The organism is Aquificaceae bacterium, from assembly GCA_037481935.1.
GTDB lineage: Bacteria > Aquificota > Aquificia > Aquificales > Aquificaceae > Pampinifervens.
The window spans coordinates 128,317-148,031 of record JBBFKQ010000004.1; the positions used below are offsets into that span (position 1 = coordinate 128,317).

17 protein-coding genes are annotated in these 19,715 nt (G+C 47.9%); 6 read left to right on the forward strand and 11 right to left on the reverse strand.

What is annotated here, in order from left to right:
* Positions 1-50: 50 nt before the first annotated feature.
* The gene (locus WHS43_05125) at positions 51-1,346 is read left to right on the forward strand and encodes a hypothetical protein (GenBank protein MEJ5339018.1); all 1,296 of its coding nucleotides are present in this window, start codon (positions 51-53) and stop codon (positions 1,344-1,346) included.
* Here the strand turns inward: WHS43_05125 and secD are convergent.
* From secD to WHS43_05140, 3 genes are read right to left on the reverse strand one after another with little or no spacing between them, the layout of a single operon-like run.
* A complete protein-coding gene (gene secD, locus WHS43_05130; protein MEJ5339019.1) occupies positions 1,343-2,836 on the reverse strand; it encodes a protein translocase subunit SecD in 1,494 nt (497 codons plus the stop codon). The genes WHS43_05125 and secD overlap by 4 nt on opposite strands.
* Positions 2,837-2,852: 16 nt before the next feature.
* Positions 2,853-3,899 carry a glycosyltransferase N-terminal domain-containing protein gene (locus tag WHS43_05135; GenBank protein MEJ5339020.1) on the reverse strand — a complete coding sequence of 349 codons (1,047 nt, stop codon included), beginning with the start codon at positions 3,897-3,899 and terminating at the stop codon, positions 2,853-2,855.
* Complete coding sequence (locus WHS43_05140) at positions 3,880-4,980, reverse strand: inositol-3-phosphate synthase (protein MEJ5339021.1); 1,101 nt, start codon at positions 4,978-4,980, stop codon at positions 3,880-3,882. Before WHS43_05140 ends, WHS43_05135 begins: the two co-directional genes overlap by 20 nt.
* Positions 4,981-5,016: 36 nt before the next feature.
* Here WHS43_05140 and WHS43_05145 point away from each other — a divergent pair, with 36 nt between their 5' ends.
* Genes WHS43_05145 through gcvPA form a run of 3 tightly spaced genes read left to right on the forward strand, consistent with a single transcriptional unit; the run spans position 5,017 to position 7,355 of the window.
* Positions 5,017-5,499, forward strand: a complete 483-nt coding sequence (locus WHS43_05145; protein ID MEJ5339022.1) for a hypothetical protein — start codon at positions 5,017-5,019, stop codon at positions 5,497-5,499.
* Positions 5,500-5,510: 11 nt separating this feature from the next.
* Positions 5,511-6,038: a glycine cleavage system protein GcvH gene (gene gcvH, locus WHS43_05150; protein ID MEJ5339023.1), complete on the forward strand. Its 528-nt coding sequence runs from the start codon at positions 5,511-5,513 to the stop codon at positions 6,036-6,038.
* Positions 6,039-7,355: an aminomethyl-transferring glycine dehydrogenase subunit GcvPA gene (gcvPA, locus tag WHS43_05155; GenBank protein MEJ5339024.1), complete on the forward strand. Its 1,317-nt coding sequence runs from the start codon at positions 6,039-6,041 to the stop codon at positions 7,353-7,355. It abuts the gene before it with no gap.
* On the opposite strand, the gene WHS43_05160 is transcribed toward gcvPA, so the two are convergent.
* The 8 genes from WHS43_05160 to WHS43_05195 form a co-directional block, all read right to left on the reverse strand.
* On the reverse strand, positions 7,352-8,422 hold the full coding sequence (locus tag WHS43_05160; protein ID MEJ5339025.1) for an EAL domain-containing protein: 1,071 nt from the start codon (positions 8,420-8,422) through the stop codon (positions 7,352-7,354). The genes gcvPA and WHS43_05160 overlap by 4 nt on opposite strands.
* Positions 8,423-8,519: 97 nt before the next feature.
* Positions 8,520-9,344 (reverse strand): DUF2860 family protein, encoded by an 825-nt coding sequence (locus WHS43_05165; protein MEJ5339026.1) that lies wholly within the window; start codon positions 9,342-9,344, stop codon positions 8,520-8,522.
* A gap of 3 nt (positions 9,345-9,347) precedes the next feature.
* Complete coding sequence (locus WHS43_05170; protein MEJ5339027.1) at positions 9,348-10,934, reverse strand: DHA2 family efflux MFS transporter permease subunit; 1,587 nt, start codon at positions 10,932-10,934, stop codon at positions 9,348-9,350.
* Complete coding sequence (locus tag WHS43_05175; GenBank protein ID MEJ5339028.1) at positions 10,931-12,049, reverse strand: HlyD family efflux transporter periplasmic adaptor subunit; 1,119 nt, start codon at positions 12,047-12,049, stop codon at positions 10,931-10,933. Before WHS43_05175 ends, WHS43_05170 begins: the two co-directional genes overlap by 4 nt.
* Complete coding sequence (locus WHS43_05180; protein MEJ5339029.1) at positions 12,046-13,305, reverse strand: TolC family protein; 1,260 nt, start codon at positions 13,303-13,305, stop codon at positions 12,046-12,048. The genes WHS43_05175 and WHS43_05180 overlap by 4 nt, the downstream gene beginning before the upstream one ends.
* The gene (locus WHS43_05185) at positions 13,305-13,880 is read right to left on the reverse strand and encodes a TetR/AcrR family transcriptional regulator (GenBank protein MEJ5339030.1); all 576 of its coding nucleotides are present in this window, start codon (positions 13,878-13,880) and stop codon (positions 13,305-13,307) included. Before WHS43_05185 ends, WHS43_05180 begins: the two co-directional genes overlap by 1 nt.
* Complete coding sequence (locus WHS43_05190; protein MEJ5339031.1) at positions 13,877-15,094, reverse strand: TolC family protein; 1,218 nt, start codon at positions 15,092-15,094, stop codon at positions 13,877-13,879. The genes WHS43_05185 and WHS43_05190 overlap by 4 nt, the downstream gene beginning before the upstream one ends.
* On the reverse strand, positions 15,091-16,155 hold the full coding sequence (locus WHS43_05195; GenBank protein MEJ5339032.1) for an efflux RND transporter periplasmic adaptor subunit: 1,065 nt from the start codon (positions 16,153-16,155) through the stop codon (positions 15,091-15,093). Before WHS43_05195 ends, WHS43_05190 begins: the two co-directional genes overlap by 4 nt.
* Before the next feature lie 73 nt (positions 16,156-16,228).
* Here WHS43_05195 and WHS43_05200 point away from each other — a divergent pair, with 73 nt between their 5' ends.
* Positions 16,229-16,438: a type II toxin-antitoxin system HicB family antitoxin gene (locus tag WHS43_05200; protein ID MEJ5339033.1), complete on the forward strand. Its 210-nt coding sequence runs from the start codon at positions 16,229-16,231 to the stop codon at positions 16,436-16,438.
* Between the two features lie 236 nt (positions 16,439-16,674).
* The gene (locus WHS43_05205; GenBank protein MEJ5339034.1) at positions 16,675-19,704 is read left to right on the forward strand and encodes an efflux RND transporter permease subunit; all 3,030 of its coding nucleotides are present in this window, start codon (positions 16,675-16,677) and stop codon (positions 19,702-19,704) included.
* Positions 19,705-19,715: the final 11 nt, after the last annotated feature.

The window sequence follows — 19,715 nt, forward strand, 5'->3', positions numbered from 1 at the left end:
CTTGCCAGGTCTGAAAAAAAGATTATAATTATGCCCGTGGAGGGGAAAACTTGAGAGGGGAGCAGATTGAAAGCTTTCCGGTGCCTGCTGGGTTGAACTACAGGGTTTCTTCATATTACACTGCTATATCTTTTGAGGATGTTATTTTTGAGGTTTTTGGGGAGACGACCTTCACTCCAAATGAACATGAGCCTCTGAAGAAGGTGGACCAGGAAAATCCTTTAACTGCTTTAGGTGAAAACCTCTATATAACTGCTTTTCCTGATGTAATACTTCTGATGTCTGCTTCCCCAGCAGAAGTGAAAGACATACAGGCAAACAAGCGTGCTTCAAAAACGGAAGCAATTCATACGATTGAGCCACAGCCCATAAATATCCCACATACGCCCCTTAATAAGGAAGAGCCCGTTGCTGAACTGAAAATTTCGCAGGATGAGGCTTCGTGGTCATTCTGGGAAAAAAGTGCAGAAATTCTAAACAGGACAAATCCTGACTATGAGCCAATTTTTGCTGAAAAAGAAGAAAGGTCAGAGACCGGGAAGTATCTGCCTTATATGAACTCAGAACAGATTGAACAAGGCTATGATTTCGGGAATAAGCCGGCCCATCGGGAGGCTTTTCGGGTAGAAATAGAAACATCTGAGAAAACTTATGGTTTAACCCATAGACAGACCAGTGCCAACAGCAAAGGGATAGAGCCAGAGCGCTTCGCAGTGTCCTACCCTGAGCAAGGTAAGTTCTTAGAGGTCACATTTTCTACGCCTTCCCAGAATGAAGCCTCTGGTGTTAGAGAGGATATAAACTCAGACAGTGAAAAGTTTGCCGAGTTTTCTCAGGAAAAATACGACTCTCATGCCAGGACATTGGTTCATCCCGATAAAGCAATAGAGAATGGAGAAGACCATAGAAAAGAAAAGGGGGGTAAAAGTTCTGACCTGCTGTCCTTTGAAGGGCATGCAAACACTGTCAAGTTTCAGGATGATAGGGTTCAGCAGATAGAGAGGGTTGAAAAGCCACAACCTCAACCTTCCTATGAACCAAAGCATATAAACATACGCCTTGAGGAAGGCAGCGTAAGATTCATGCTTTCTGGGGATAGACTGAGGCTCTTCATGAACTTGAGCGAAGACCTATACAGACAACCAACCACTTTCGAGGTTCACAGGCTTGTTCAGTCCCTTCAGAGCCTTGGGCTTAACCTTGAGGTTCTTAAACTTAACGGAAACAGTCTTTACAGCTCAGACCATAGGCAGGGTGCTAAGAGGGAGAGCAGGGAAAAAAGTCATATGTTTTTTGTATCCGAACCCTCAGAAAATACCGCAAAGAGCTTCAGCCTTTATCTTTAGACCCTGAAAAGCCTGAGCCTGCTTAGAAGTTCTAAAAGAACCTTGGCAAAGTAAACGTTTGAAACAAAGGAGGCTATTGTTCCTATGGTAAGGGTTGTGGCAAAGCCCTTTACGGGACCACTGCCGAACTGGAAGAGTATGAGGGCCGCCACAAGAAGCGTTATGTGTGTGTCCCATACTGCGCTGAGGGTTCTTCTGTAGCCCAGCTCAATGGATTTTCTCACGCTGTTGCCAAGCCTGAGTTCTTCCTTTACCCTCTCAAATATGAGGACGTTTGAGTCCACCGCTATGCCCATGTTCAGTATTATGCCCGCAATGCCCGGAAGGGTAAGGGTCCCACCAAGAGCAACTAGACCAGCCCAGAGCATGAGGGCATTAAGGATTATGGAGAGTGTAGCGGTGACGCCCGCAGTTCTGTATCTGGCTACGAGGACAAGAACAAGGAGCAAAAAGCCTGCTATTCCAGCCTTCATACCCTGCTCTATGGCATCCCTTCCAAGGGAGGGACCAACCACGCTTTCCTGCAGGAAATTAACCTTTGTGGGAAGAGCACCCGCTCTCAGCACTATGGCGAGCTCTTTTGCCTCTTCGGGTGTAAAGTTCCCACTTATCTGCCCTCTGTCGCTTATCCTGCTTCTTATAACGGGTGCAGAGATTACTCTCTTGTCAAGCACTATAGCAAGCCTTCTGCCTATGTTCTGCTCTGTTGCCTGTGCAAATACCTCTGAACCCCTTCCTGCAAGCTCAAAACCCACTGCGGGCATACCAAACTCGTCGGTTGTGGTGTAGGCGGTCTTCAGGTCTGCCCCGGTTATTACCGGTAGTTTTTCCACAAGAAACCATTCTGTCCCGCTCTGGTCCGGGAGGAGCTCGTAGTCCCTTGTGAGTTTTTCCTGAAGCGCCTCCTTCGGTCCTGCTTCCACAACCAGCTTTAGCTCCAGAAGTGCGGTTCTTCCCACTATGGACTTTGCCCTCTGTATGTCCAAAACTCCAGGAAGCTCCACCAGTATTCTATCTGCACCTATACGAGTTATGACGGGCTGGACTACGCCCAGCTCATCAATCCTCCTGCGGAGAACCTCCATTGTCTGCGTGAGCACTCCACTTCTGAGCTGTTCTATCTCTGCATCCTTTAGCCTGATGAATACCTCACCTCTTTCCCTTCTTGCTACCGTAAACCTGGGAAATTCTCTTTCAAGGAGGGAGGAAAGCTTAATGTATTCGCCTTCTTCAAGCAACTCAACCTTTATTCCATCAACACCCGCCGTAACATCAAGAACCCTGACCCCTCCCTCTCTCAGCTTCTGCTCCACATCTTTGAGGAGCCTCTCATATTCCTGCTCAAGGCTGTAGTTCATATCGGGCTGTATAACCATTGATATACCGCCCCTGAGGTCAAGTCCGAGGTTTACAGGCTTGAGGACAACCACCGCCACCGAGACAGCTATTATCAAGAGCAGGATAAGGAGGTTAATTTTCAGGTCCTTCATGTTTTCTTACAACATTTTACAAAACTTTTTTCAGAAAGGTGTTAAGACTGGAAAGATAACATTCAAGAACCTTCTCGCTGTGTTCTCTCAACCCAGTCTTATCCGTGTTCTCTTCTCTGCTCAGAAGCTCAAGCAGTCGCCTGTATAACTCCTCCTCATCCTTTACGCAAAAGCCAAGCCCTCTCTCTTCCAGAAAAGCTCTCAGGTCTTCCACCTTTTTAGTGTTAGGTCCGTAGAGCACTGGCTTTCCAAAGTAAGCGGGTTCAAGAAGGTTATGCCCGCCCACGGGAACAAATGTCCCCCCCACAAAGGCCACGTTTGCGTATCTATACAGGGAAAAGAGCTCTCCAAGGGTGTCAACCACCAGCACTTTCCATCCCTTTTCTTCTCTGCTTCTCAAGCACACACCCATTCCATCAAAGAGTTTCATCACTTCTCCAGCCCTGCTCACATGTCTGGGTGCTATGAGGAGCTTGAGGCTTTCAAAGTCCCTCAAAAGCCTTTCATAGGCTCTCTTTATAATAAGCTCCTCCCCGGAATGGGTGCTGCCTGCTACGAGAAGTTTTGAGCCTTTCACCTCCAGCTCTGAGGGTGGAGGTTCTTCAAGCACAAACTTCAGATTGCCACAGGAGTGGACATGTGCAGACCCGTAAGACCTGAACTTCTCAGAAGACCTCTCCTCCCTTGCCAGTATCAAGGAGAATCTTTTTGAAAACCATCTTTCAAGCACTCCACCCTTTGAATAGGCGTTCAACCATACCTTCGGGGCTCTGGTGGATAATATGAGGAAGGGCCACAGCTCCCTCTCCATTATGAGGATCGCCTCCGGGTCTATTTTTCTCTCAAACTTGCTTATGAGAAAGGGTATGTCTGGAGGAAGCCTGTAAAGCTCGTGGAAATAGCCTTTTCCTTTTTGAGACTCAAGATATTTTCTTGCCCTGAAGGAAAAGTATGTAAGGGTTATGTGATAATCCCTATATAGCCTTTTGAGAAGAGGCTTGGCAGTGTTGAACTCACCTACGCTTGCAACATGAAACCAGAGCCTACCTTTCCCTCTTTCCACTTATGAACTCTTCCACCATCTTCCTCGCCTGCCAGTCGGGATACTGCACTGGGGGGTGCTTCATGGTGTAGGCGCTTATTGAATAGAGGGGTCCACCTGTGCCTCTGTCCCTTGCCAGCTTACAGCACCTTATGGCGTCTATCATGGAGCCTGCGCTGTTTGGAGAATCCTCCACATCCAGCTTTAGTTCCACATACATGGGAACGTCCCCAAAGAGCCTCCCCTCAATGCGTATGTAGGCTATTTTTCTGTCCTTTAGCCATGGCACCCAGTCAGAGGGTCCTATGTGTATGCTGAAGGGGTCCATCTCGTAAGGTATGAGAGAGGAAACCGCATGTGTCTTCGAAACCTTTTTTGTCTTCAGCCTTTCCCTTTCAAGCATATTCAGAAAGTCCGTATTTCCTCCAAAGTTAAGCTGGTATGTTCTGTCAATCTTTACTCCCCTGTCAAGAAAGAGCTGGACAAGAGTCCTGTGAACTATAGTGGCGCCAACCTGAGACTTTATATCATCCCCAACCACCGGTATGCCCTCCGCCTCAAACCTCTCTGCCCACGAGGGGTCTGAAACTATGAAGGTGGGCATACCGTTTATAAAGGACACTCCTGCCCTCAGGCATGCTTCTGCATAGAACCTCGCTGCCTGTTCGGACCCCACCGGCACATAGTTTATGAGCATGTCCGCACCCGTTTCTTTGAGAACCCTTACCACATCTTCAAGCTCGTCTTCCCTTTCTTCAGATAGCACAAAGCTCCTTTCCGGAGGGTAGTTTGCCATATGGCCTGCATATCCGTCCAGCACCTTACCCTTTCTAACAATAACGCCAGTTCTGGGCACATCCTTTTCAAAGACCGCAGTGCAGTTTGGCTGAGAAAATATGGCTTCAGATAAATCCTTTCCAACCTTTCTGGCATCAATGTCCCATGCGGCAACCACTTCAATGTCCCAGGGCTTGTAGCCACCCACATCTTCAAACATGAGACCACTCACATCTTCTCTGTGCTTCGCATAGTAATAGATACCCTGAACAAGGCTACTGGCACAGTTTCCTACGCCGGCTATTGCCACTCTTATTTTTGACATTTTAACCTCCGCAAAGGCTTATAATATTATAGCAGGATGAAGGTTCTTATGGTCTTTTACTCAAGGCTACTCCAAGAAAGCGATCTGCTGCAGAAGGTAGCGGACAGGGTTAACACCCTCAAAAGGCTCATAGGTCCAGATAGCCTATATGCAGTGATAACTACGGAGATGAAGGACTTTATAGACAGGTTCCCCGACCTCGTATTCATAAGAAACGATAGGGGAACCTTCCTTTACGGACTTTACAAAGGTCTCAGGAAGCTAAGGGGAAACGATGTGCTTGTCCTTGACCCTTCTCACGTTATAAGCCTTGATAAACTAAGAGAGTTTATCAGCAAGAGGAGAAAGAATGTCCTCTACTCAACAGATGGGGAATGGAAAGGTCTGGCACTTCTCAGGCTCATAGACCTTGATTACTTTATAAGAACTCTGGAAGGCTTACTTGGAGAAGAGAAGGACCTCACCACTGTGATGGAAAAACTCAAGCAGGAATATGGTATAGAATATGAAACTCTTTAAGGAGGAAAGCGATGGATGAGATAATTGTTGGCAAGTATGTGGTGAAAACAGACAGGTATTACACCAAGGACCATGAGTGGGCACTTGTGAAGGGAAACAGGGCGTGGATAGGTATAACAGATTATGCTCAAAAGGAGCTTGGCGACGTGGTCTATGTGGACCTGCCTCAGGTAGGCGAATCCTACGAGAGTGGTGATACTATAGCCAATGTGGAATCGGTAAAGAGCGTATCACCCATATATGCACCTCTCTCTGGCACTGTGGTGGAAATAAATGAAGTATTAAACGATGAGCCTCATCTCATGAACGAATCACCCTACGAGGATGGATGGCTGGCTGTCATAGAGCTTTCTGACCCAATGGAGGTGGAGGACCTTATGCCCGCAGAGGATTACGCACAACTTCTCGTGGAGATAATAAAGGATGAAAAGGGAGAAACCGTAAAGCTAGGTCTGCCGGAGGAAGAAGAAGAAAGGTTTGAAGAATCCCTTGAAGCTCTGCCTGAGGAGGAGCTCGGCTACGAAGAAAGGGAAAGGTAGATGTATATTCCCCATTCAGAGGATGAGACGCAGAGAATACTCAGGCAACTTGGGCTTGAAAGACTTGAAGACCTCTTTTCACACATAGACGCATCCCTTCTCTCAAGGCCTGAGCTTCCGGAGCCGAGGAGTGAGGAGGATCTCAGGAGATATTTCAGAGACCTGAGCGGAAGGAATACATCCCTCATATCCTTTGCAGGCTTTGGAGCCTATGACAGGATAATACCCTCTGCCATATGGCAGATTCTGAGCAGGGGGGAGTTTCTCACCGCCTACACACCCTACCAGCCTGAGGCATCTCAGGGAACATTACAGGCTCTTTTTGAATACCAGACCCTTATATGTGAACTCACCGGCATGGAAGTTGCCAACGCCAGCATGTATGATGGAGCTTCCGCCCTTGCAGAGGCGGTTCTTATGGCAAGGGCTATAAGGGGCAGGGGGAAGAGGGTTGTGCTTTCTGAGGGTATAAACCCCCTCTACAGGGAAGTTGTAAAAACCTACCTGATAGGATACGAGGACGAGATAAGCCTGTGCCCCCTTACGGAGGAAGGCTATACGGATTCTGAGAGGCTGGAAAGTTTTCTCAGGGATGGCGAGGCTCATGCCCTTGTGGTGCAGTATCCAAATTTCATGGGCTATGTGGAGCCTCTTACGGTTCTTTCTGAAATGGCAAGGAGGTATGAAGTGCCACTTGTGGTGGTGGCGGACTCTGTTGCCCTCTCGATTCTCAGGTCTCCGGGAGAGTTGGGTGCGGACATAGTGGTGGGAGAGGGTCAGCAGATGGGAGTCCCCCTCAACTTTGGAGGACCCTACGCAGGCTTTTTTGCCACGAGGATGGAGTATTTGAGAAAAATGCCTGGAAGAATCGTGGGTATGGCCGAGGATGTGGAGGATAAAAAGGCTTTTACCCTCGTCCTCCAGACAAGGGAACAGCACATAAGGAGGGAAAGGGCAACCTCGAACATCTGCACAAACCAGAACCTGATAGCCCTCGCAAACCTCCTCTACATGGTTCTTCTGGGAAAGGAGGGGATGAGAGAGGTTGCAAAGCAGAGCCTTTCCAAGGCCCTATACCTGAAAAGAAGGCTTCTGGACCTGGGCTTTGAGGAGGTATACACTGGCAGGCATCTCTGGGAATTCCCCCTCAGACACAACAGAGCAAAAGAGCTTCACAGAAAATCCCTGAGAAATGGCTTTCTGGCAGGCGTGCCCCTTGAAAGGTTTGGCTATTCTAAGAGCCTTCTCTTTGCGGTTACAGAGAAGAGAACAAGAGAAGAAATGGACGGGCTTGTAGAGTCTATGAGAAACATCTAAGATTTCCTTAAATTTATCTGCATCTGTGGCTCTGGAGACGGTTTTGCAAAGAGAAAACCTTGCATGTAATCAACTCTTTCTACCAGAAAGTTAAATTCTCCTATGCTCTCCACACCCTCTGCCAGAACCTTTATGTGGTTTTGCCTGCACATGTTTACAAGGGCATCTACAACTCCCTTTCTCAAGCTGTCTCCGTTTACATTGTGAACTATATCTCTGTCAATCTTGATTATATCCGGTCGCAGATTTATAAGGTTGTTAAGACCAGAAAAGCCTGAACCAACATCATCAACTGCCACCTTGAAACCCATCTCTCTGTAGTAGTCCATTATATTTCTGAGATGTTTTATATCCCTGACTTGATGGCTTTCAACTACTTCAAAAACTATGTTTTCATGCCTGAGATTGTAAGTGTTAACAAGCCTTATGGTAGTTTGCAGACAGGTTTCTGGATTGTATATGCTGGTGGGCACGAAGTTTATAAATATGAGGGTTTCCCTCAATCCTCTTTCTGCAGATTTCTGTATGGCAATTTCCCTACAGGCCCTGTCAAGGTAAAAGAGGCTGTCTGTCTTTTCTGCACATTCAAAGAGATAAGCAGGTGATACCTGCGAACCCTTCTGGTTTATACCCCTTATAAGGCATTCAAAGCCAACCACAGATAGGTTGCTGTCCACTATGGGATGAAAATACACCATAAGCCTTTTTTCCCTTAGAATTTCCATGTATTCGTCGCAGGCTACCTGCGAAAGCCAGAAATTCAGATTTCTTGCATTTTTTACATGATAACTTCTGAACCTCTCCCCTGGAGAAAGAACCACAAGCCATATATCTTGGCTCTCAATCTCTGACAGCCCCTTTGCCTCATAAAACCTGTAAAAGAAGCTCTTTAGTCCTGAAACCTGTAAAGTTATTGAATCCTCTTCATCATAAAACTCATATGAGAGGTCCTCAAGCTGTTTCTTTAGTTTTTGCCTTAATAATTCACTCTCGGCTATGAAAACAAGTGTGGCAGGCTCTTCCCTCAGTCCCCCTATTGCATTGCACTTCCCGCATTCCTCGTGCATATCAGTTTCCTATTATCCATCACCAGCGGTATCCTGTCAATACACCAAAAAAGAGGCCAGTTCTGTCGTAGAAGTCTAGATTGGAGTTAACCTGTCTTTAAGCTACAAGAGATGTTATGTAAATCCTCTGGTGGAAAATATTGTTTCTTGTCAACGCTACAAGGGCGTAGTATCCTGTTTCCTTTCTCTTTTTGAGAAGAACTGGGTCCTGTTTCATGTATCTGTCCACTTCTACTCCCATGCCTGCATTGAAAAGATAGAAACCTGTCCTGTAAGAACCTGACAGACCCAGAGCATAGCCTGCGTAAGAGTTTGCCCTGCCCTTTGCCTCTGAATATCTGAGATTTACAGAGGGAGTCAGTCTCAGGCTTTTGCCAAAGCTGTAGGTGTATGAATAGCCTGTATCTATGAGAATTCTGTCTCTTCTCAGGTCTCTTTCTCTTTTACCTAACTGGTCATCCTCCACGTCAGAATATGTAGACTTCAGCGTGAGGCTTGAATTACCCTGAGAGAATCTTATGCCAGCCTCGTAATCACGCTGGTATGTCTTTTCTCGCGGGATGTTTACCAGATAGGGGTCTTTCCATACTCTTCTGAAGGGGTTGTAGCCAAAATAGAATTCTGTTGACTGGAATACAAAACCCTCTCTTTTCAGGCCCGCCTGAAGGGTGGGCGTTGCTCCTTCCGTGGTTGTCCTCAAGAAGTAGGTGTTTGCTCCGCTCCTGTAGGAGAGGTTAAGGTCAATCAGGGGGATGGCTCTGAGAAAGCTATCCTCCGGCTTTCCAAGATTTTTTATGATGCCTGTGGACCTAGTGGAGTTGTTGTCCTCTCCCCATATAAGAGCTCCACCTGCACCTATACGATTCTCCGCCATGGAAGCCGCAGGCAAGAGTAGCGTCAGCAAAGTCCTGTATGCACGCATGGCTCACACCTCCTGACTTTTTTCTGCAACTTCTTTTGTAAGACCATGTGACAGCAAATCCCTGATGTCCTCCCAGAAAAGATAGAGGACCGGCAGACTGCCAAGAAGAGCCCAGAAGGCTGCCAGAAGAAGGGTTGAACCAAAGGCATCCGACATGGCATAGAGGCTCTGGAGCTGGTAGAGCATTGCTTTTGCCCTTTCTTCAGCCTGATGGGAAAACTGGTATATAAAATCAGCTGCCTCCTTTATCTTCATCTGAAGCCAGTATGGGTTCTGAAGCTCTGTGCTCCTCTGAAGGTTTTCTGCGGCAAACCTCTGAAGGTCGTTGGTAGCAAGGGCTGTGCCAAAAGACCCACCCACAAATCTTATATAGTGCATAAGGCTCACTCCGAGGGTAGTCTTTTCCCCCAGTCTCTTCAGCGCCATCTGAGTCACAGGAGCAAAGAAAAAGCCCATACCTGCACCCATCGCCACAAGATAGAGCACCGCAGTGCTCCCCGGAGTAAAGTAGTTGAGCCTTGGCAGCAAAAGAAAGGCGACTGACAGATAAAGAACTGTTGCCACATACAGGGCAAACCTTGGTGATTTTTTATCGGAGATTATGCCCGCAACTGGAGAGAGAAAGCCTATGGTAAGGGCCATGGGAAGTATGGCAAGCCCCGCCTGAAGGGTTGTGTAGCCCTTGAGCTTTTCAAAATAAAGAGGTATAAGATAGAAGACCTGATACATGGAAAAGCCCAGCACAAAGCAGTAGACCCAGAAGGCGACCACAAACTCCTTTATCCTGAAGATGGAAGGGTCTATAAGCTTATTTCTGGATGTGAGTTCTGATAGCAGAAAGAGAAGGAAAGAAAAGAGAGAAAGAAGAGAAAGATGGAGTATAAAGTCGCTGGCAAACCAGCCCTCCTTCTGTCCCCTTGAGAGCACCACAAGCAGGCTCACAGTGGCAAGGGAGATGAGAAGGTAGGAGAGAAAATTGAGCCTTAGCCTGTGGATAGGTCTGTAGTCTTTGAGAAAGAAAAGGGCAAGGGTAAAGTTGAGTATGCCTATGGGAAGGTTTATGTAGAAAATCCATCTCCAGTCTATATGTTCTGTTATCCAGCCTCCAAGGGTAGGACCAAGAGCGGGAGCAAAGCTCACCCCGAGCCCATATATGCCCATGGCAAGACCCCTCTTCTCTGGGGCATAGGCGGAAAAAAGAAGGGCCTCCGCACTGACCACTATGAGGGATTCACCAAAACCCTGAACGGTCCTTGAAGCTATCATCCACTCAAGGGACTGAGCCTGACCGCAGAAAAAGGAGGCGGTGGTGAAGAGAAAAAGGCCCGCCAGAAACACCCTTTTGAGTCCCACCCTGCTTTCAAGCCACTCTACCAGCAAGATGGCGGTAGCTGCGGAGGTCATGTAGGAGGTTATCACCCACTGGACGCCATAGAGGTCTGTGCTCAGAGGTGCCATCATCTTTGGAACCACTATGTCCACTATGGTGGTATCCAGGATTGCCATAAAGACCCCTATCATCAGAGAGAGGGTCAGGACTGCACGCTCTGGGGGCGTTAGGGCTTCGTGAAAGGGCTTTTCTTCTCTCATTCTCTCCTTATCTCCACCCTTCCTCCCATGCCAACTCTGAGAAGGCTCATGTCTCCCTTTGTTATCTTAATCTTTACGGGTATCCTTTGCACCACCTTTGTGAACTCCCCGGCGGATATATCTCTTGGCACGAGGGCGAAGGTGGCGGCGGAGGCAGGGCTTATCTCTTCCACTACCCCTTCAAACACAACACCCTTATAGGCATCAAGCCTGATGTATGCCTTTGAGCCCTGCTTTATACCTCTGAGCTTTGTTTCCTCAAGGAGAGCCTCCGCAAAGAGTGAGCTGTCATCCACAAGGCTGAAAGCTGGCTGACCTGGTCTTACCATGTCCCCCACGCTTATGAACCTCTTTGCCACAACTCCATCCACAGGGGAGCGAAGCTCAGTCCTCTGCAGGTCAAGCTGAGCCTTCTGTATCTGTGCCCTTAAAGCCTTTATTTCCTCTTCAAGGGAGCTGACCTGTTTTTTGAGTTCCTGCACCCTAAGCCTGTCTAACTGAGCCCTTTCGAATTCTCCCTGAGCTTTTGAGTAGACCGCTCTGAGTTCTTTCAGATGGTCCTCAAGGGCTTTCTTTCTCATAAGAAGGCTTCTGTAAGAAGTGTCAGCCTGTTCAAACTTCTGCTTTGGTATCAGACCCTCTTTCAGTAGATTTTCCAGTCTGTCTCTGTCTCGCTTTGCCTGCTCAAGCTGAACATCCATCTCCTGTATCTGCTTCCTGAGGGCTTCCTCTCTGGCTTTTACTTCGCTGAGCGTGTCTTTTGAGATATCTACACCTATATTAATCTGACCCTGAGACCTATTTAGCTGAAGCTCAAGGGCTTCCTTCTGGGCAATCATGGAGGAGAGCCTGCCCTGAAGCACCTCAAGCTGCAGCCTGTAGTCTTCAGGTTCAAGCCTTGCAATAACTTCCCCCCTCTTCACTCTGTCTCCCATGTCCCTGTAGACCTCCACCACTCTTCCTCCCACTTCAAAGGCTACGTTGCTCATGTTTTCTGCCCTTATAAAAACCGCATCGGTTATGGCATATTCTATCCTGTGCTTTATCCACCTGTAGGAAAGAAAGCCAAAGACAAGGATTAACAGGATTACTATGACTGCACCCAGCTTCTTCATAACTCACCTACCTCTCTGAGCAGTTCAAAGTAGGCTTCAAGAAGCCTGTAGTAGGCTATGACTTTAGACCTTAGAGCCTGTGTCCTGCTTGCCTCCGCCTGAAGAAGGTCAGTGCCGCTTATTATCTGATTTCTGTATTGCTCCAGAGATAACCTGTAGTATTCCTCTGCAAAAGTGAGGGCCTCTTCTGCTACTTTCAGATTATCCTGTGCTGTCAGGAAGTTTTCATAGGCAGACCTTACCTTAAGGGCTATAGATTGCTGTAAGTCCCTGAGCTCTTCTCTTATGCCCTTTTCTTCCTCTACAAGGGCAAGGGCTCTGTAATAGGAGCTGAGAGACTGAAAGCTGATGCTCATGCCCGCACTGAGCACAAAGAACCCCTTTGGAGACAGGGTCGGGTTCTGGTCTGAGTAGTTGTAAACTCCCTCAAAGAAGACCCTAGGATGGAACTGAGATAACTCAATCCTTCTCTGACTTTTTGTCGCTTCGAGCCTCTGTGCGGTCAGTTTTGTGATGGGCCGTCTCTGCAATGCCCTCTGTATGAGCGATTCAGGGCTTTCCATCTCAGGCTTAATGTTTACTGGCTTTATGTCCTTCAGTCTGTCTTCTTCAATGCCTGTAAGCCTTGAGAGGTTTGCAATGGCCACACGGTAACTTCCCTCTGCCTGCCTGAGGTCCCTTTCCACCTCCGCAAGCCTGACCCTTGCCTGTAGCACGTCTGTTATGGCAACCAGGCCTTCTCTGAAAAATGCTTCCCTCTGCGTAAGGTCAGCATGCACCGCTTCCCTCTGCTTTTTGAGAACTTCCAGGAGCTCTGCAGAGGAGAGCACAGATAGATAGGCCCTTATCACCTCCAGCTTTACATCCAGCAGAGTTTCTGCGTAATCCTCCTCTGAGATTTTCAGCCTGCTCCTTGCTATGTCTACCCTTGAGGCTCTCAGCCCTCCATCATAGAGGAACTGCCTTACGCCCGCCTGCAGGTTCTGATAGCTTCTCTTTGAACTGCTGAATTCAAAGGGCTGGAAGCCCCAAAAAGCCGGCACGCTTATAGACTGCTTTTCAGACTGAAAAGAAAACCTGTATCCAGCAAAGAATTCGGGATAATAAAGCTGTGTCTCACCCTTCAGGTTCAGGCGTGCAGACTCCACCGCATACCTTTTTACAGATAGCCTGGGATTTTTTTCTACTGCAGAGCTGAGGAGTTCTTCAAGGCTCAGGGAAAAGGAAAATCCGCAGAAAGTGAGAAGAAGTAGCATTAGCCACATTTCAGCCCCCTGAATATGATTTCAAGGCCCTCCTCCGCCTCCTTCAAAACATCTTCCAGAGGAGTGTGGTCAAGGAGGAGCCCCTCCATGTATATAAGCCTTATGTAGCCTGCTATGAGATTAACAAGGGTTTTTACACTTCCGCACAGAAACTCACCTCTTTCGTAGCCCTTTTTTACCATCTGAGAGAGCAATTCTCTTATCTCCTGCAGGTGCATGCTGTGCAGCTTTCTGAATTCCTCCTTACTGCACATGAGCTCAAAGAAGAACACATAGGCTATATGCCTGTCCTCGTAGCATTCAAGGAGAAAGTCCCTTATGTGCCCCTTTATAGCCTCCTCTGCTGAAACATCCTTCTCCAGCCACCTTTTCATTATCTCCTTTGTCCTGTTAGCCATACTGTTTATGAGCTCCTCCATGAGCTGGTCCTTGCTCTTGAAGTAGAAGTAAAAGGCACCCTTTGAAAGGCCAGCATGTTTTACTATATCTTCCACTGTGGTGTGGTTATAACCCTTCTGGGAGAAAAGCTCTTTGGCAGACTGAATTATTCTCTCTCTTGCACTCATTTTGTAAGCCTTTCAAGCCTGGCTACTGCAGTGTTGTATAAATAGAGCAGAAAATAGTAGTTCTGTAGAGTGTTGTTGTAATTACTTATGACATCAAGCACTTCAAGCTGTGTGGCAACGCCAAAGCGGTATCTCTCCGTGGAAAGCCTCAAGCTTTCCCTCGCAGATTCAAGAGATAGCTCTACTGCCCCTATCTGAGCCATGAGAGAGTTTAAGTCCAGAAGAGTTTTGCTGAGCTCGGCTCTGAGCCTCTGTTCTGTATCCTTGAGATTTTCTGCCTGCTTGAGAAGGTCTATCCTTGCCTGAGCTATGCTTGACTCACGGGCAAAGCCGTCAAATATCCTGTAATTTAGCCTTGCACCCACAGTGTAACCATCCACCAGGCTATCCTTTCCCCCAATCCTTGCAGTGCTGCCCTGGTAGGTGGCAAAGAGGTCAAGGCTGGGGTAATACTGAGACCTCTGTAGATCAAGGGCTCTCTGGGCAACTTCAAGGCTTTTTCTGGCAACCTTTAGCGTGCTGTTGTTTTCAAGAAGTTTTTTGTGGTCTTCCCCATTCAGGGGCTGCATCTGTAGTTTTCCTTCCGGCTCTGGCTCTCCTTCAAACCTGAGAAAGGCTTTAAAGTCTTCAAGACTCTTTCTGTAATCTGCAGTTGCATTCTCCAGCTGTGCCCTCGCATTCTCCAGCTGAGCCTTTGCCCTCATGAGCTCCACCTTGGGAACCACCCCTGCCTGAAACTTGCCTTCTGTCTGCCTGTAGTTCTCTTCCCAGTATCTGAGATTTTCCTCAAGGAGCTTTACAACTTCCTTTTTGTAAAGAAGAGCATAAAAGAGCTGCTTTGTCTGAAACTCCACTTCCCTTTTGGTGTCTTCGTATATCAGGCTCTGGAGCTCTTTCTGTTCTTTTGCAAGGCTCAGACCCTCAAGGACTGCACGGTTAAATACTGTCTGGTCTACTTCAAGTATGTAGCTGTGTCTGTTTTTGGGGGTGAAGCCAAAGGCAAGGTCTCCGCCCAGCCTTGTATAGCTGTATGAGAAGCTTACCTGTGGAAGTATGCCAGCCCTGGCCTTTCTTATGTTTTCCTCCGCCTTCTGGAGGTCAAGAAGAGAGAGCCTCACTGAGGTGTTGTTCCTGACCGCAAAATCTATTGCCTGCTCAAGAGTAAGGGCGAGCGTCAACTTTATGCTTAGCAGAAAAATAAGAATAAACCTCATCTTACTTCCACCTTTACACCCTGCTGGAGCACGTAGGCATTTTCAAGAGCGATTCCCTCACCATCTCTGAGGTCACCCTTTACGTAAACTACACCCTGCCCCTGTTTTATCACCTCCACCTGCACGGGCTGTGCTATGCCATCCTGAATCCTCCAGACCACCTTTCTATTTCCCTGAACAACCACAGCCTGTTCTGGCACCGCAAAGCCCCTTTCAACGCCAAGCAGTAGCTTAGCCTCCCCATACATGCCTGGCTTGAGCTCACCTCTGGGGTTTTTGAGCCTTGCCTTTATGGTAAGAAGTCTGTTGGAATCTGCCGCTGGCGAGACAAAAAACACAATCCCCTCAAACTCTCCAAAAGGCTCCACTCTTATCCTTACCCTTGAGCCCTCACTTGCGTGAATCACATACTCCTGAGGAGTCTGAAACACAAACCTTATGGGGTCAAGGGTCACCAGCCTGAAAGTCTGGCTCTGGGGAGTTATGTAATCACCCACGTTTACAAACTTCTGGGCTATGTATCCAGAGAAAGGTGCGGTGAGTGTGGTTCTCTGAAGGCTGAGCCTTGCGTTGGATATCTGTGCCTGAAGGCTTCTTATGAATTCTTCCTGAGCCCTGAGTTGCGTCTGCACATTTTCATACTCTTCTCTGGCTATCAGCTCCCTCTCAAAGAGAAACCTTCTTCTCTCTGCAATGGCTCTCTGGTTTTCGTAGCTTGCCCTCGCCTGAGCCAGCTGCGCCTCAAACTGTCTTAGGGTATTTTCGTAGTCTGCAGGGTCTATTTTCAAGAGTGCCTGCCCGCTCCTTACGAAATCCCCCTCTTCCACAAAAAGGTTCAGAACCCTCCCGCTGACAAGGGGTCTGAGAATCACATCCTTTTCCCCTTCAAAGTAACCCTTTGTGCTGTATTCAATGGGGACATCTTCAGACTTTACCCTGTAAAGGCTGACCACAACCTTTCTTTCCTGAGTTTGCTGGTCTTGTGGCTTCTGAGCCTGCTTCTGGCATGAGAGGACAAAAGTTAGAGAAAAAGCTGTCAACACAGAGAGGAATTTCCTCATAGCACCTTACATTATAACATACTGACCGGTCGGTCGGTTGACAAACGTACGGGAAGGCATTTAATAGTAAATCATGGCGTATCTTGTGGTTATTGAAAAGGATAAACATGGTTTCTACGCCTACTGTCCAGATTTGCCCGGTTGTCAGACGCAGGGAGATACCTTTGAAGAGGTTATGAAAAACATAAGAGAAGCCATTGAGCTGTATATTGAAACTCTTACAGAGGAAGACTTAATGGACCTCAAGAGTAAGGAAGTCATTACCGCCTTTGTAGAACTATAATGCCAAGATTGCCGAGGCTTACGCCACAGGAAGCGTAAAGGCTGTTGCTGGAAAAGGGCTTTGAGTTGCTGAGAACAAAAGGAAGCCATCGCATCTATGGCAAGGGTAATTTGAGAATTGTAATTCCCTTTCATGCTGGCAAAACTCTGCATCCCAAGATAGTGAAAGAAATATTTAGAGTTATTGGGGAAAGTCCCTAACATACTGACCAGTCGGTCGGTTATAATATACCTGCCATGTATCGCTTTTTTATACACAGACCAGTCACTTCCTGGATGTTCATGATAGCCTTCATAATCCTGGGCCTATACTCTCTGAGGATAATCCCTCTTGACAGGCTTCCTGATGTGGACTTTCCCACAGTGAGTATAGTAACCACCTATCCCGGCGCCAACGCCTACGTGGTGGATGTGAATGTCACCAGAGAGATAGAAGACCAGATAGCCACCATAAGCGGTATTGAGACCATATCCTCCGCCAGCTTTGCAGGCACTTCAAGGATAACAATTACCTTCTCCCTCGAAAAGGACATAGATGTGGCGGCGCAGGAAGTCAGGGATGCGGTGCAGAGAGCCCTCAGAAGGCTTCCTGAGGGAGTTGACCCTCCTGTAGTTAGGAAGGTGGACACATCTCTTGCTCCTGTCTTTGTGACCTTACTTTACTCGAAAACCGCGGATTACCAAACCCTTGCCTACTGGGCGGATAAGGTGATAAAGAGGGAGTTTGAGAGGATAAACGGCGTGGGTCAGGTGGACCTGGGAGGTTTCAGAGACAATGTGCTCTGGGTAAGGGTTGAGCCGGAAAAGCTCTACTCAAGGGGGCTTGCGGTTCAGGATGTTATTGACGCGGTGAGCAAAAATCACCTTGAAGCTCCGGCGGGAGCCATATACGGCAAAAATAGAGAATACATAATAAGGCTCTACGGAAAGGCTCAGGACCCGAAGGAGCTTGAGGGGGTCTACATAAGAAACGGTGTAAGGCTCAGGGACGTGGGCTTTGTGGAGTTTACAGAAGACGAAAGACGAGGAATGTCAAGGTTTATGGGAGAGCAAGCCGTTGCTCTTGTGGTCTACAAGCAATCCAAAACCAACACAGTTCAGGTAGTGGATGCGGTAAAGGCAAAGATGGAAGAGCTCAACCGTCAACTACCCCCTGGAATGAGGATGGATTACACCTTTGACTCTTCCATATTTGTAAAAGACAGCGTCAAAGCAGCCATAGAGGAAATCATAATAGGTAGCCTTCTGACTGCCCTTGTGGTCTACTTCTTCCTCGGAAGCGTCAGGCTCACCCTGGTGCCTGTTTTTGCCATACCCATAACCCTTCTGGGAACTGTCTTTTTCATATACCAGCTTGGCAACTCCCTCAACACCTTTACCCTTCTTGCCCTTGCGGTGGCGGTAGGTATTGTTATAGACGATGCCATAGTGGTGCTTGAAAGCATATACAGAAGGAGGCATGAGGAGGGGCTGGAGCCTATTGAAGCGGGAGAGAAAGGCACAAGGATTGTTGTATTTGCACTCCTCGCCTCCACCGCCTCTCTTGTGATAGTTTTCCTTCCCATAATATTCCTGAAAGGTGTTGTGGGCAAGCTTTTTGGCAGCTTTGCCCTGACCCTCGTGATAGCCATTGCCCTTTCATACCTTGTAGCGGTTAGCTTTACACCCATGGCAGTCTCAAGGCTTGTAGCTGGACCACCCTCCACAAACCCCTTTGTGAAGGCTTACGAGAGGTTTGAGGCCTTCTTTGACAGACTTCTGAGATGGGCTCTTGACCACAAGGCGATTGTTATAGCACTATCCCTTGTCAGTGTTTTTATTGGTTTTCAGCTCTTCAGGGCGACAAAGAAGGAGTTTTTCCCCATAGTGGACGAGGGCAGATTTCTCGTGAGGTTTGAAACGCCTGTGGGCTCTTCCTTTGAATACACAGAGAAGAAAACTCAGGAGATAGAAGCCATACTTCTGAAGAACCCATATGTAGACCGCTTTGGACTTGCCATGGGTCAGGGGGTGGCAGGAAGGCCCGATGTAAATGGAGGACTTGGCTTTGTTTACCTCAAAGAGGGTAAAAGACCCCATCAGGCAAAGATAATGGAAATGGTAAGAGAAGAACTCAGGAGGGTAAAGGATGTGAGGGTAAGCATAGAGCCTCCGGGTATAGTGGGACCTGGAGGTGGAAGGCAGGTGGACCTGCAGTATGCCATAAGAGGACCTTCCCTTGAGGAGCTTCAGACCATAGCCAGCAGGCTCACCTCAGAGTTCAGAAACAGGCCCGGCTACAGGGACGTGGACACAGACCTCAGGCTCAACGAGTCTCAAGTTCAGATAAGGGTAAACAGGGAAAAGTTGGGAGACCTGGGGGTGAATGTGGAGGACGTGGCAACAACTCTGAATGTGCTTTTTGGCAAGTTTCAGCTGGGCACCTATGAGCTCGGTGCGGAGAGCTACGACCTGTATGTGAAGGCTGTGCCCGAATTTGTGCAGAACGTGGAAAACCTCAGAAAGGTCTTTGTTAGAAACTTTAAGGGGGAACTTATCCCCCTCACAGAGCTTGTAGACATTCAGATTGCCACAGGCTACAAGGCAATAAACCGCTACAACAGACAGTATTCCCTTACCTTTTTCTCCAATCTCTCTCCAGAAAAGCCCCTTGCCAGTGCAGTGGTAGAGGTAGAAGAGTGGCTCAGAAACAACCTCCCACCGGGCTACACCTTTGAACCGGTGGGTCAGGCAAGGGAGTTTCAGAGAGCCTTTCAGGGGCTCGGCTTTGCCCTAATATTTGCCCTCGTGGGTGTATACATGGTGCTTGCCTCCCTCTTTGAGAGCTACAGGCATCCCTTTACAGTTCTTCTCATGGTTCCCCTTGCTGTGGCAGGAGCTTTTGGACTTCTTCTCTTAACGAACACATCTCTCAGCGTCCCTTCCTACTTTGGAATAATCCTGCTGGTAGGAATAATCGTGCGCGACGCGGTTCTCTTTATAGAGAGGATCATTCAGCTCAGGAAGGAAGGTATAGAGACCCGTCAGGCAATACTTCAGGCAAGAAGAGAAAGGCTCAGACCCATACTAATGACCACCTTTACCATCGTCTCAGCCCTCACACCAGTGGCTCTGGGACTGACTGCAGGTGCAGAACTGAGAAAGCCCCTTGCCTTAGCAGTCATAGGTGGCATATTTACAGGACTGCCCCTGAGCCTTTTCCTGCTTCCGGTGCTCTATGAACTCTTTGACAGAATTGGGCTGAGGAAGTATCATATTAGAAAATAAACTAAGGAGGT